Here is a 13,027-nt window from a genome sequence, read left to right on the forward strand (position 1 = left end):
CGTCTAACTTTTCTTCAAAAGCCGATATACTAGACTTGGTTATGTGATTTTCTTTCTCTAAATGTATTTTGACATAATCTTTTAAACTTTCTATATATAAAATAGCATCTAAGTACACTTTTACCTGTTTTCTGTCTTTTCGTATATAGATAAAAGCATCTTTATTTTCTGGGGTAGAGACTGGCTCAGAACTACTGACTCTTTGTAACGTTCTAAATTTTTCTATAGCATTAAAGAAACGCTGAAAAGTTATAGGTTTTAGAATATAATCAACGGCATTTAGCTCAAACCCTTCAACAGCATAATCTCTATAAGCTGTGGTAAAAATAACTTTGGGTTTGTGTACCAGGTTTTTAAAAAAATCAGTGCCCTTTAAAACAGGCATCTCGATATCTAAAAACAATAAATCTATGGTTTCCTTTTGGAGTATCATGCTAGCCTCAATGGCACTACCACAAGAAGCCACCAATTCGAAATCCTCTAATTGAGACAAATGTGTTTTTATAAGCCCTCTAGCCAACTTTTCATCATCAATTATTAAACATTTGTATGTCATTTTACAGGCAATTTTAAACGTACATTAAAGCAATTGTTTTCTTTGTTAATATCTAATGAATAATCATCAAAATATAATAATTCCAGCTGTTTTTTTACGTTCGTTAATCCAATGGTTTCTTTATTCGCAGAAACCACATTTTTTGCTATAGAGTTTGTAATGTCAAATCGTATAAACTTTCCTTCTACTGCTATCGTTATCTGGATATATGCTTTCTTAAGTTCATGCGCAACCCCATGTTTAAACGTATTTTCTATAAAAGTTAACAAAATTAGCGGCGCAATGTTAACATCGGTTTCTACATTATTATTAAAACTAATATCTACCCGATCATCATATCTCACTTTTTCTAAATCGAGATAGTTTTCTATGAGTTCAATTTCCTTTTTCAACGATACATATTTGTCATTACACCCATACAGGATATAATCTAAGATCTCAGATAGTTTTGCAATGACCTCAGGAGCTTTGTCAGATTTGTCTATAGATAAAGCATATAAATTGTTTAAGGTATTAAACAAGAAGTGTGGATTTAACTGATGTTTTAATACCGATAATTCTGTAGCTATTTTTTGCTCTTTGAGCTGTAGATAATCCTGCTTTTCTTTATAAAAATTTGCGACGACTAATAATATTGTTGGTGTTAAAATTATTGTAGACTTACCAAAAAAGATACGAGGATCTAATAATTTCTCCCAAAATATGGTATTAGAATCATAGATAGCATTATCACCAGACTTAAAATATCTAGGGATATGATAATATTCATGAAACCCTACAAAAATGATAAATACACCAGCTAATAACAACAATAAGCTTATTGCAAACCGAATATTCTTTTTCGGTATTAAGAAACGTGGTATCAAAAAATACAGGCATATGTACGCCACAATAACCTGACATATAATATAGATAGCAAAATGCTCTATAACCTCTTTGTAACCACTGTAATACGTCATGTTTACAGTGCCGACAAAATAGATGTAAATACCAAGCCAAAACAAAAAATGTTTGACTATCGGAATATTAAAAAATGCCGATGTTTTTTTAAAACTACTCATATACGCACTAAAGTACAATTTTAAAGAGGATGAGAATTAAAAGTAGCTTAAAACTGGTTTTTTGTAGCTAAAAGTAGAAATATAATAGACTAAACTTTGTTTCTTTCAAATACAACTTTCCAGACGTGAAAATTACCTCTTAGTCTACTTTTTAAAATACGAATACATACTTCGGATAGCTTTACTTCCTAAATGTGTTTTGAAATATAAACACCTTGTTAAACTTTTTAATTTAAGTAAATGAAGAGAATTGTAATTCTTTTAATATCAGTTTTTGTGATGTTTCATGTTCAGGCTCAATCTGAGTTAGGGAAGGGGAAAATAATTTTTAGCGACAGTAGTATTCAATTAGATGGAGAGCTAAACGAATCTGTATGGAATACTCTGGTTCCTGAAGGAGGATTCCTTAATTATATACCCAATAATGGAGATTTGGCGTCTAATACAACTGAAGTAAAAATGTTTCATAATGGAAAAAAATTGTACATAAGTGCTGTGTATCATGATACAGTTCCCGATGTTCAAATAGGATCTTTAAAACGAGATGATATCGGAACTTCTGGAGCAGAAAGTGATTCGTTTGCTATCATTATAGATACCTATAACCAACAACAATCTGGTTATTTCTTTATTGTTAATATGGGAGGTGCATTAATAGACGCATTAGTAGCCAGGCGTAGAGATGGTTTTAGAATAAGTACGAGTTGGAATACGGTGTGGAATGCCAGGACTTCTGCAAAAGGGAATTTAAAAACATACGAAGTGGAAATCCCGTTAAAGGCATTGGGCTATAAGGCAGATACTCCAGAATGGGGAGTCATGTTTCACACCAGAAATATTAAATTAAATGAGTGGACAACCAGCACACCAATAGATCGGAATTATAGACAGTTCGATTTACGATTTGCTAAAACCTTTGATGTAGAAAATCTGTCAGAGAATAAATCGTCTCGATTTGCTGTAACGCCATCGGTTACTATGAATCATTCAGAAGATGTTGCTAATGATACCGAAAAGACCAAGGTAAAACCAAGTGTAGATGTACAATTTAATGTAAGTTCTTCTTTAAAATTAGATGCCACCATAAACCCCGATTTTTCACAAATAGATGTAGATAGACAAGTAACTAATTTAAGTCGCTTTTCGGTGTTTTTTCCCGAACGACGTAATTTCTTTTTAGAGAATAGCGACCTTTTTACGGGCTTGGGAGTAAGTGGAGTAAATCCTTTTTATTCTAGACGAATAGGGGCAGATAGCGAAATATCCTTCGGATTAAAATTATCTGGAAACATTACTAAAACAACACGATTGGGGGTACTTAATGTGGCAACAAAAGCCAAAGATGATACTCCTGCCCAGAATTATGGAGCTCTGGTGGTGCAACAACAATTATCCAAATCTTTTACAACAACAGGGTTTATTATCAATAGACAGGAAACAGATGATTTTTCTTTTAGAGATGATTATAATAGAGTAGCAGGAATCAACTTAAATTATCAATCAAAAAATAATAAATGGACAGGACTTGCAAATTTTGCGGGTAGTAATACCAATGATACTTCGGGAGATACTAATTTTTATAATTTGGGAATTTGGTACAATACCATAAATGTATCTGGTTATGCAGGGATTAGAAAAGTAGAAAAAAACTATATTACAGATGTTGGTTTTGTACCACGTTTATATAATTATGATGCGATTTTAGAAAGCACTATACGAGAAGGGTACACGCAAGCTAGTGGTCGTATTACTTTCACTAAATTTTATAAAGATTCTAAAACCATCGATAATCACCGCTATTTAAATATGTATAATCAAACCTATTGGGATGATCAGGGCAATGTTACACAAGCGACCATAGGAGTAAATAATGATTTAGTATTTAAAAACCAATCATTGTTATATGGTGGATTGCGATATGAGTATGTGAACCTGAAATATGCGTTTGACCCATTGAATAACGGAAATCCTATTATAGCAGATAAATATAGATATGTAGATGCTGGTTTGGGGTATGCTTCTGCCGATAATAAAAAGTTTCAATATGGAGGTAATGTTAGTTACGGTAGTTATTATAATGGATATAAAAACCAAGTTAGTGTTAATGCCCAATATAGATTAATGCCTTTAGCGCGGTTACAAGTTCGATATGAACGAAATGGTATAGATTTAAAAGCATTAGGAACAGAGACATTTCATTTAGCACGCTTTACAGGTGAAATTTTCTTTTCTAATCGGTTAAACTGGACTACCTATTTACAGTACAACACTCAGTTTGATAATTTTAATATCAATAGCCGTTTGCAATGGGAGTACAAACCCTTGTCGTATATCTATTTGGTAATTTCAGATAATTATAATCAGGATATTATACGCAACAATTGGGGTGTAGCTTTTAAAATGAATTATAGGTTTGATTTTTAAGGATTACTATTTGTGAACTGGTAAAGTTTAATCAGTTCACAAATAGATTACATAACTATAAGCTATTTCATATGCTGTTAACATTTTTTGTTCTCTAGGTGTATTGGTAATAAGGAATACTTTTGAGTTAGGATATTTTAGAGAAATACAAATTTTAAATGTTGGTTTGCGCTAAATAAATGAATCGGAGCAAGGCAAAATGTTACCTTGCTTTTCGGTTTTTCTTGCATACTGGTTGCTAACTTTTTTTTCGAACCAGAAGTACACCCTAATAAAAATATAAGAACCATTTTATTAATCACTTAGTCGCTATGAGCACATAGGGCACTTTGCTAGCAACTGTTTTTAGTCCTTAGATTTAATAACATAGGTTTTTGCTATAAAATCTTTTAAAGATCTTTGTTTTTTATTTCCTTCACTTAAAAGTACTATTAAGTCAACAATAAATATAAATGAAAAAATATTTATAATTAAAGAAGTCGTAGGATATGCAGAGGCCAATGCCACAGAGAATTCCATAAATCCTTCTGATTTTGTTATTTCAGGGTTATCGAAGGCAAAATAATAAACTGGAATGTAGATAAGAGAAGGGATTATAATAATTAGACTTCTCAAAAAAGATTTATTAAAATCAATTTTGTTGTAATTCAAATCTGTTACTTTTAAATTAAGTGCCATTTTACCTAAAGTAGCTCCATAATAACTTTCCATGTATGGTTTGTACAAAATTCCAGCTACTGTAATAGGGAGATAGAAGAGAAAACTCTTAAAATTCGTGATATTTAAATAATTCAATGCGAAGGTTAGGGTTCCGACTATAAGTCCATCTATTATATATGCGCCAACTCTATCCCAGAATTTTGCATATTGTGGATTTTCAATCATGTAGTATTTGTTTTAATATATAGTTACCAACGTTGTGTGTATTAGTAGTAGCGGATTTTCACTCACGAACCTTTCGTTTTATCACTTAAACCACTATTATTTATACACATTGTTGTTGGCAGTTTATTATATCTTTTGTGTAGTATAAAAGTCATACGTAGCTTTTGCAATATCCGCTATAATTTTTGCATTTGTTTTAAAATCTTCTTGAGAATCTGTTACAAAAACACTGACAACAAAGTAATTCCCATTTGGCAAAAAGACAATTCCAATATCGTTTACCGCAGCAGTAATTCCTGTTTCTTTGTTAGTACCTGACCAACCTGTCTTATTGGCTACAATTATTTCCTTTGGTAATTGTCCTCTTATTCTATTTTTTCCTGTTTTTGTATCTATATTAGTTTCCCAAAAGAAATCATAACTGCTTTTTGAAAGTAAGTTATTTTTATTTTCAAAGAATAGTTTTAGTGTTTCACTTGCTGCATTCGGTGTTGTCCAATTTTGGAATATATTTTCCCACTTTGCTTGTAATCCTTCTTCATTGAAAGTAATCTGTATATCTTCTATACCACTCTTTTTTATGTACTCTTCAACTGTTTTAGGTGTTCCGATAAGTCGTATTAAAATGTCACAGGCTGTGTTGTCGCTATGAGATACATTGTACTGAATTAACCTTTTAATTGTAAAGCTGCCTCCATTCGGGTTTTCATCTCTAAGTGGGCTCCAAAAGTCCTCTGGCAAAAGTTCATCTTTACCTATTACTACTGTTTGGTCCAATGACAATATCCCCTTATCAACCTCTGCCAATACGGCTAATGCAATATGGAACTTAAACACACTTTGCATTGGAAATCGTTTGTCTCCGTTTAGCGAAAGAGTATCTGTTCCATTATTTCCTATTATTGAAACGCCAACTACCGCATTTTTATCCGATACGATTTGTTCAATAGTTTTGCGTAACGGTTCAGTTTTGCTGTTTGGTATCTTGTCCAATACGATTTGCTTATTTTCTTTTCGTAACAAATCACTTTTGCTTTTTGATGTAGTACAACTTGTTAAAAGCAATAATAGTAAAGCTGTTAATTGGAATATTCTATTCATTCTTTAATTTTATATTTTGTCTTTGAAAATTGTCACCAACAAAGATATAATAGCATTTGTTATTATATTATTTCTATATAGGATCATTCACAAATCTAAATGATTTTTAACCCATTCAGAAGTACTAACATACATATTCTTATGATAGTTACAACACCCTATTTTTTTTCTAATACCCAAAAAATAAGTCGTTTGATAAGTTATAATAATTTAATTTATCAAAATATGCTAGTGTAATAAACATGCTATCGATAAGCCCATGAAGTAGTATTGTTACCCACAAATTATAATTTGATTTCACATATACTGTTGCAAAGATGATCCCAAATATAAATGTCATAATCAAACCACTAGGACCTTGATAAAGATGTGGCAGGCTAAAAAATATAGCAGACAGAACAATAATTAATATGGTTTTAAATTTAAATTCTGGTATGATTATTTTCAATTGTCTGAACAGAAAACCACGAAACAATATTTCTTCTCCGAATCCTGCACTGATCAAAATAAAAAGAAAATACTTAGAATATTTAGGAAAATTACCGGCAATTGACTTAAATGCAGAGTAATCAGCTATTTCGCCAGTGATTTTGTTGACCAGTGGTTGAATAATAAAATCTAAAATAGGTATTGTTACAACAAAAAGAAGCAGCGCTATCCCAATGGTTTTTAAAAAACTAAAGTTAGGTTGTAGTCCAATTCGAGTTAAACTTTTGTCATTCCAATAGGTGAATAATAGTATAGTAATAATAATTATTATAAATGTATAAGGAAAAGAAGTCCAGGGATTGAAAATAAAACTATATACCAAAATTAACTGAATAAGAGCAAGTATTTTTGATTCGATAGTCTCGTTTTTAATTAAGTTCATTAATGTTTTGTTTTTTTAATAGTGTACAAGAATTACACATACTAGATCGGGTATATTTCTCTTATGTCCTTCGCAAATCTAACTTATTTTTGACCAACATGACATTACCCAATCATGTATTTATAGCCTATAATTTTGATGTGAGCTATATAGAAATACTCATGGTTTGATACTCAGTGTTCTAGTTGTATTCATAAATAATTATTTAACAAAAGTTTGTCAATTCGAGAGTTGTGCCATACTCATCTGATTTAAAAAAACTACTCTCAATACTCGCGAAGGGGAGTATATGCAATATACAAGTTATTGGCTACAATCATTTATTCAAAGTTTCCTTTTGGATCTGTTTTATAAATTAATAACTCTGGTTTTTCATCACCGTAATAATAATTTTTACTCGAACTACCTGCTATTCTATATCCTCCATCTTCTTCTGTCAGAATAGAACGTCCTTTTATATGCCTATGGGATTCTGAATAATTTTTATTCCACTTGTCTCTTGTGCTAAGAAGTAAGCAAGAAACCATCCAAACTCAATTTTCGAGGACTCAATTTTATATATTTCAGAGTTTTCTTTTAATTGACCTATTTCTGCACTTTCATTTTCAATTCTTCTATTAGATAAATACAACCAAGTCCATTCTCGACTTGCAGGATTATAAGAATCTCCTTCAATATCAATACTATTTTTATATACGTTGTTGGCAGCTTTTATTTTTTAGAATCAATAAATTTAATTGCTTCAATAATATTTTGATCTTCTAGAAGGTTTTTAAAATTGCTTTTTTCTTCTTTTATATGAATATCTGGTTTTAAATTTTCAGAATAATTCCCATACATATCTGCTAAATATCCAGTTGTTAAAGGACCCTTGACTTTAAAAGGCAATTCAAACAAATCATTCCCCGTAAGGTAACCATAGGTTGGTTCTCCTATTTCTATAACATTTTCTCTTCCCTTAAACCCTAAGACAACTGTTTCCCCAGCACTGGCAGTCCAATTACCAATAATTAAAGCTACTGGAATTTTAGTATCAATTTTTTCATTGGTTACATTAATCTCTGTTTCTATTTTTTCACCAGAATAGAATTTCCCGTTTTTTAGTTTATTAACCTCTTTAATCTCTTTATCAATATTTAGTATATTATATACTACTTTATCTCCCAGTAAATGATATAGGGCATTAATCATGGGATAAGAATTCCCTCCTATGTTAAATCTTAAATCTATAATCCAGCCTTTTAAATCATTGTGTTTGTCTAGCATTACAATTTCATCATACATCTCTTGTGTTTTTGCATTAAGTTCTTCCTGAGATATATCTAATAAAAGCATTCCTGGCATCACAATATAAGCATACGCATCTCCTAATTTGGAAACAGAGAATTCGACTCCTTCTGATTGTTTTTTACTAAATCCATAACTATAATCTTTATATAAAAGTTGTTTTTTGGGAGTTGCTGGATAGTATCCGTTTTCAGAAAAAAGCATGCAATGGTTACAACCAATAGAGTCGAAAACGCCTTTACTTTCTTTAAGAGAACTTTCAAATGTAGAATGTATTAATGCATTTTTTTCGAAATGCATTTTTATCTTATTCCAAGACACTCCATCTTTAAAAAGATAATTTTTTTCTAATATATAAAATAAGCTATCAGAAAAAATTTGAATGCTATCTTGAACAGTTAAGTTTTGTTCAATTTCTTGATCTGCCGAATTAATACTGCGTTTACATTTCGCAAATAAAAGGAGTACAGTAATAAGAGCTAAAGCAAAATAAATTATTTTTTTCATCGTATAAAGTTTTCATTACTCAAAAGTAATTTGCACAAATAGCATTACCCCATAAAAAAGGCGGTTATTAGGCCAAAAAGAAGAATATTGGACTTTTTATAGCCCTTTTTTATAACGAGAAGGAGTTATGCCCGTATGTTTTTTAAAGATTGAATGGAATGACGATTTTGATTTGAACCCAGCTTCATATGAAATGGCCTCAAGTGTATAATGATTAAAATTTGAATCATCAATAAGCGCCTTCACCTTGTTCACTCGATATCTATTAATGAATTCTGATACATTGCACTTATAGACAGTATTGATATAATTAGAGAGTTCCTTATGAGATATATTCGTCGCCAATGCCAATTTGGGAAGTGAAAAATCTTTCTGGGTAAACAATTCTTCAATTTCCATGATTTGATTTAGTTTTTCTTCGATGAGCCTCTTTTTCTTTTGATCATGGCTTTGGGGGGCTAAAGTAATTGTGGAAAGTATAGTATTATATTTTGTAAATCCCACATAGCCTATCCAGTATAAGAAAATTGTATTTATAAAAAATGTTATATAGAATAGATTAAGAGCAAGGATACTCGTTTTATCAAGAAAAAAAGTAATAATGGTAAGGAGTAAGCTCAATAGATTGTAGGTTATGAAAACTCTTGAAAAAAGGAATAACCAATTCAATGTTCTGTTGTCTTTAGTGCTTAACTCAATAGTAGTCATTATTTTACTTAAAAAACGAATAGCTAAAACTCCAAGAATTACATTGAATATAAATCGAATATATTCTATCACTAAGAAAAACCCTGAACTCTCAAGTTCACGATAAATTCTATTACTATCTTCTTGAATACTTATAGAATAGAAGTAAACATCTAATAGCGAATAGATAAGAGCAGGGATAAACCAAAAAAACTCTTTTTTGTAAATCGAAGACTCAGAATTTTTATGGCTTTTTACATAAAAATAAAATCCTACACCCATTAAAAATTCATAGGGATAAGGAATACCATTTATTGATAATCCATTAATTTCATGAATCCCCATAAAATATAGAGCGTACCATAAATTTAGATATGCTAATGAAAAAAGAAATAATGAGAAAAACCGATATGTTAATGAATTTCCACTTTTTTTTAAGAGGAATAAAATCAGTAAAATTCCTTGCAGTGCCCCAAACAGGATAATTGCATTTGCTAGCGGATAGTCATGGTAGGTCAATTTTATTAATTTTTATACAAGATTAAAGTTTTACAGAATAATTATTCCATTCTTTTCAACTTACTTTCTAATTGCTGCCAACGTTTCATGTATGAGTAGTACCGGGTTTTCACTCACGAACCTTTTGTTTTATCACTTAAACGGCTATTATTTATACACAATGCTGGGTTCGTTATTTTGTCCATTTAATATTTAAGCCTCTTCTTTCGAGTTCATCAAAAAACTCATCAAAAGTTGGAAAATTAATGTTCTCGTCAAATGCATCATATTCCATTCCATTACAATACACTTTTTTGGATTTCAATGATAGAGAATCCGCTAAATATTTTATTTCGATCCATTTATATCCTGAAAACATATTGATACTTGTATCATCCCGAAATATGATGCTTTTTATTTTATCAAATCTAATTTTTTCTTCTCTTTTGAAGAATAAAAATCGATTTATAATTAGCATCTCTTCACTATTCAGAATAAAGTTATTATTCATAATTGCATAATAACAGTATACTCCAACAAAAAGAATAGCTGATGTAAGCAAGATAAAAATGCTTGATAGGTCAATATTGATCAGTTCTGTTTCAATTCCAAAAGTCAATCCTAATCCCAAAATTGTAATTAGAATAAGAATTATTTTTAATTCTAATATGTAACTTTTGAATTCCATATTTTATAAATAGATTTTTATCTCTAAATCTTGTTCGATAGACTTTGTGAAGAAAGATTTTAAACTGTTTATATCGTCATTTATATTTTTCAAATCATACTCTTTCGTAGTCCAAAATTTTAATATCTTTTCCCTATTCAGATTAAGAGTAAACTCTTCATTATTCAGTATCCTGCGAACTCGTTCAATTTCGTTTTTCAGCTCAGATATTCTGTCTGATTTAAACGTCTGTAATTCGTCTATCCAATCGTTAGAATTAAGATCCAAATTTAAGAGTATTGGGAACTCATTTCTAATATTTTTTGGTAAATGCTTTGAGCAATAAATAAGAAAGTTAGGAGCCATCTCAAACACAACTTCTTCTTTTTTGTTTAAAGCTTCCATCCATCTTCCCATAATTTTGATTTTGATGACACACAACGTCTCTTGTATGGTGCGTTTATGTCCCGAAGGGTACAAATGCAATATACAAATTGTTATATACTTTTTATTTAAGGCCTTCCTTCCATAAGTTGAATAAGCTCAATGTTTCGTTTTTCCAAAGAGGTTAAAAACTTGTCAACATCAGTATGTTGAGGCTTGTACCAATTTTGTTGTCTAAAATAATTATCCATTTTGCCTCCTTCTATAAATTTATATCCGTATCGAGCAAAGATTTCGTTTCTCATGATCTTAAGTTCCTTAGATGACATCTTTTCAAGGTTTTCCGGATTTAGATTTTCAAATGAAGCATTTGCGTAATGCCCATAATATGTCTCAGATACTTTTTGATTTGCTTTACGTCCAAGTTCGTACTCTCCTTTTTTCTCTGATACCTCACTCCACGAATCATAAATTTTCAAGCACTTTATTCGTTTTCCATTGTTTTCATATATAACGAATTCTCCTTGATATTGGTCGGATGTGAACTGCTCATTCTCATCAATCTTAACGTTGGTCAAATTATCATAAAGGAAAATCCATTCAGTTGCTTTAATATCGGAATTCCATTTTCCACTTTTTATTTGAGCAATTATTTCAGATCCCGTACTGAACAAAACCAGAGTGGATTCTCCCTCCGAATCTCCAAAATTATAAACTCCATAGTATTCCATTTGAAACTTTGGTATCCATTTGTCAACATCTGAATCATCAATAGGTGAATAACCCAGATATTGTCCGAAAACTATCTTGGTAGTGAGTATGAAGAATATTATTAATAGGTTTCTCATCCTTGTAATTGTACACAATGCTAAATATATGAATCAGAGCAAGGCAAGCATACCTATACCAATTGATTTATTTGCGCATTTTTTTTCTTATTCAATTTATAAAAATCTGGCGCCATTGCAAAAAGGAAATGACCTTTCGATTTGCTACTAAATTGCTTTGATTTCATATATAATGTTACAAGCTGGCTTTTTTTAACTCATGCTTTTTCAATTCCAATATTACTGAATTTAATAAAATCAGAAGAGTACCAACTACTACAGAAACATCCGCCATATTAAAAATTCCTGTGTGTAAAAACCCGTATTCCAAGTACATAAAATCTGTTACTGAATTAAATAATATTCTATCATATATGTTTCCAATTCCACCTCCAATAATAAAGGAAAACCCAATCAGATTAAGTTTCGAAATCTTATTTTCTTTAACAATATAAATGAACATAAAAAGAAGGACTAGCAAAGGCAAAACCTGTAAAAAAATGATCTTTAAGTTAGGAGTAAGGTTTTCTCCCAAACTTAAAGCTGCTCCAGTATTCTCAACTTTTGTTAGAATGAAGTTGTCACCAATTACTTTTACAGTTTCATTTTTAGAAATTTCCTCCCTAACCTTTTCTTTTGTAATCTGATCACAGCTTATATTACTGAAAATTATTACTAAAGAAACAAATATTTTAATCAGTCTTTTTACTTTCATAGTTTTACTTTTTCGGTTTGCTTGTGACGGTTTGGTTAAGCTGCATTTTAATGCAGTTTAGGTAGTGTTATGTACTTTTTTATTCTTAATCTTTAATGTCCATATTTTTCAATACGATCAGTGTAACTTACTAAAAGACCATAAATATATTGTTCTTTTACTTTTTTGAAAATAGATTTCAGACCTGTATTTTTTGAATATAAATTAACTTCTAAATTATACATAAATTTCACACATCTTAACTAAATCTAATTTATGTCTTTACAAAAAGTCATTTCTTAAATTTTCTTTCAGAATATTGGCCTAAAAAGTAGTAGGCTATTAAAATAGGAATTAAGATGTAAGCTAAATATTTTTCAAACACACCATATTCTAACAATACTATTAATAGTATAGGTGACATTATTATAAGAATTAGATTAAATGTTTTTTTATTCATAGTAATTTGGTTTTTAGTTTGTTCGCAATGAGTTGCAACGGTTAGTATATGAAAAGTAGGTGATTTCGAAGCATAAAACTTTTGGTTAAGCTTAAAGTTTGGTACGAGTACCAAGCCT

General features: G+C 30.4%; 13 protein-coding genes. 1 reads left to right on the forward strand and 12 read right to left on the reverse strand.

The annotated features are described in order from the left end of the window. Both Z053_RS0102605 and Z053_RS27770 read right to left on the reverse strand, forming a co-directional pair. Positions 1-556 (reverse strand): LytR/AlgR family response regulator transcription factor (locus Z053_RS0102605; protein ID WP_025663475.1); only part of this gene is annotated, 556 nt, incomplete at its 3' end. Beyond that, a complete protein-coding gene (locus Z053_RS27770; protein WP_025663476.1) occupies positions 553-1,617 on the reverse strand; it encodes a sensor histidine kinase in 1,065 nt (354 codons plus the stop codon). The genes Z053_RS27770 and Z053_RS0102605, both read right to left, overlap by 4 nt. Positions 1,618-1,857: 240 nt before the next feature. Between Z053_RS27770 and Z053_RS0102615 the strand changes: the two genes are divergently transcribed. After that, on the forward strand, positions 1,858-4,041 hold the full coding sequence (locus Z053_RS0102615; RefSeq protein ID WP_035094823.1) for a DUF5916 domain-containing protein: 2,184 nt from the start codon (positions 1,858-1,860) through the stop codon (positions 4,039-4,041). A gap of 345 nt (positions 4,042-4,386) precedes the next feature. Here Z053_RS0102615 and Z053_RS0102620 read toward each other — a convergent pair whose 3' ends face one another. The 10 genes from Z053_RS0102620 to lspA form a co-directional block, all read right to left on the reverse strand. After that, positions 4,387-4,926 carry an RDD family protein gene (locus Z053_RS0102620; RefSeq protein ID WP_025663478.1) on the reverse strand — a complete coding sequence of 180 codons (540 nt, stop codon included), beginning with the start codon at positions 4,924-4,926 and terminating at the stop codon, positions 4,387-4,389. Between the two features lie 126 nt (positions 4,927-5,052). After that, on the reverse strand, positions 5,053-6,027 hold the full coding sequence (gene bla, locus Z053_RS0102625; protein WP_025663479.1) for a class A beta-lactamase, subclass A2: 975 nt from the start codon (positions 6,025-6,027) through the stop codon (positions 5,053-5,055). Between the two features lie 169 nt (positions 6,028-6,196). Next, entirely contained in the window at positions 6,197-6,898 is a 702-nt protein-coding gene (locus Z053_RS0102630; protein WP_025663480.1) for a CPBP family intramembrane glutamic endopeptidase, read from the reverse strand. 320 nt (positions 6,899-7,218) lie between these two features. After that, positions 7,219-7,425, reverse strand: a complete 207-nt coding sequence (locus tag Z053_RS0102635) for a hypothetical protein (protein ID WP_025663481.1) — start codon at positions 7,423-7,425, stop codon at positions 7,219-7,221. Between the two features lie 184 nt (positions 7,426-7,609). After that, the gene (locus Z053_RS0102640) at positions 7,610-8,692 is read right to left on the reverse strand and encodes a S41 family peptidase (protein WP_025663482.1); all 1,083 of its coding nucleotides are present in this window, start codon (positions 8,690-8,692) and stop codon (positions 7,610-7,612) included. Positions 8,693-8,788: 96 nt separating this feature from the next. After that, the gene (locus tag Z053_RS0102645) at positions 8,789-9,898 is read right to left on the reverse strand and encodes a helix-turn-helix domain-containing protein (protein ID WP_025663483.1); all 1,110 of its coding nucleotides are present in this window, start codon (positions 9,896-9,898) and stop codon (positions 8,789-8,791) included. A 172-nt stretch (positions 9,899-10,070) separates the two neighbouring features. Next, positions 10,071-10,565 carry a hypothetical protein gene (locus Z053_RS0102650; protein ID WP_025663484.1) on the reverse strand — a complete coding sequence of 165 codons (495 nt, stop codon included), beginning with the start codon at positions 10,563-10,565 and terminating at the stop codon, positions 10,071-10,073. Between the two features lie 3 nt (positions 10,566-10,568). After that, positions 10,569-10,961 (reverse strand): hypothetical protein, encoded by a 393-nt coding sequence (locus Z053_RS0102655; RefSeq protein ID WP_025663485.1) that lies wholly within the window; start codon positions 10,959-10,961, stop codon positions 10,569-10,571. Between the two features lie 95 nt (positions 10,962-11,056). Further along, a complete protein-coding gene (locus Z053_RS0102660; protein WP_025663486.1) occupies positions 11,057-11,776 on the reverse strand; it encodes a YARHG domain-containing protein in 720 nt (239 codons plus the stop codon). Positions 11,777-11,951: 175 nt separating this feature from the next. Next, the gene (gene lspA / locus Z053_RS0102670) at positions 11,952-12,470 is read right to left on the reverse strand and encodes a signal peptidase II (RefSeq protein WP_025663487.1); all 519 of its coding nucleotides are present in this window, start codon (positions 12,468-12,470) and stop codon (positions 11,952-11,954) included. Positions 12,471-13,027: the final 557 nt, after the last annotated feature.

It is taken from the genome of Aquimarina megaterium XH134, from assembly GCF_000520975.1.
Lineage (GTDB): Bacteria > Bacteroidota > Bacteroidia > Flavobacteriales > Flavobacteriaceae > Aquimarina > Aquimarina megaterium.

Coding starts and splice junctions, on each gene's coding strand:
- Z053_RS27770 (WP_025663476.1), bottom strand. CDS start 1,617: ATGAGTAGTTTTAAAAAAACATCGGCATTTTTTAATATTCCGATAGTC.
- Z053_RS0102615 (WP_035094823.1), top strand. CDS start 1,858: ATGAAGAGAATTGTAATTCTTTTAATATCAGTTTTTGTGATGTTTCAT.
- Z053_RS0102620 (WP_025663478.1), bottom strand. CDS start 4,926: ATGATTGAAAATCCACAATATGCAAAATTCTGGGATAGAGTTGGCGCA.
- bla (WP_025663479.1), bottom strand. CDS start 6,027: ATGAATAGAATATTCCAATTAACAGCTTTACTATTATTGCTTTTAACA.
- Z053_RS0102630 (WP_025663480.1), bottom strand. CDS start 6,898: ATGAACTTAATTAAAAACGAGACTATCGAATCAAAAATACTTGCTCTT.
- Z053_RS0102635 (WP_025663481.1), bottom strand. CDS start 7,425: ATGGTTTCTTGCTTACTTCTTAGCACAAGAGACAAGTGGAATAAAAAT.
- Z053_RS0102640 (WP_025663482.1), bottom strand. CDS start 8,692: ATGAAAAAAATAATTTATTTTGCTTTAGCTCTTATTACTGTACTCCTT.
- Z053_RS0102650 (WP_025663484.1), bottom strand. CDS start 10,565: ATGGAATTCAAAAGTTACATATTAGAATTAAAAATAATTCTTATTCTA.
- Z053_RS0102655 (WP_025663485.1), bottom strand. CDS start 10,961: ATGGGAAGATGGATGGAAGCTTTAAACAAAAAAGAAGAAGTTGTGTTT.
- Z053_RS0102660 (WP_025663486.1), bottom strand. CDS start 11,776: ATGAGAAACCTATTAATAATATTCTTCATACTCACTACCAAGATAGTT.
- lspA (WP_025663487.1), bottom strand. CDS start 12,470: ATGAAAGTAAAAAGACTGATTAAAATATTTGTTTCTTTAGTAATAATT.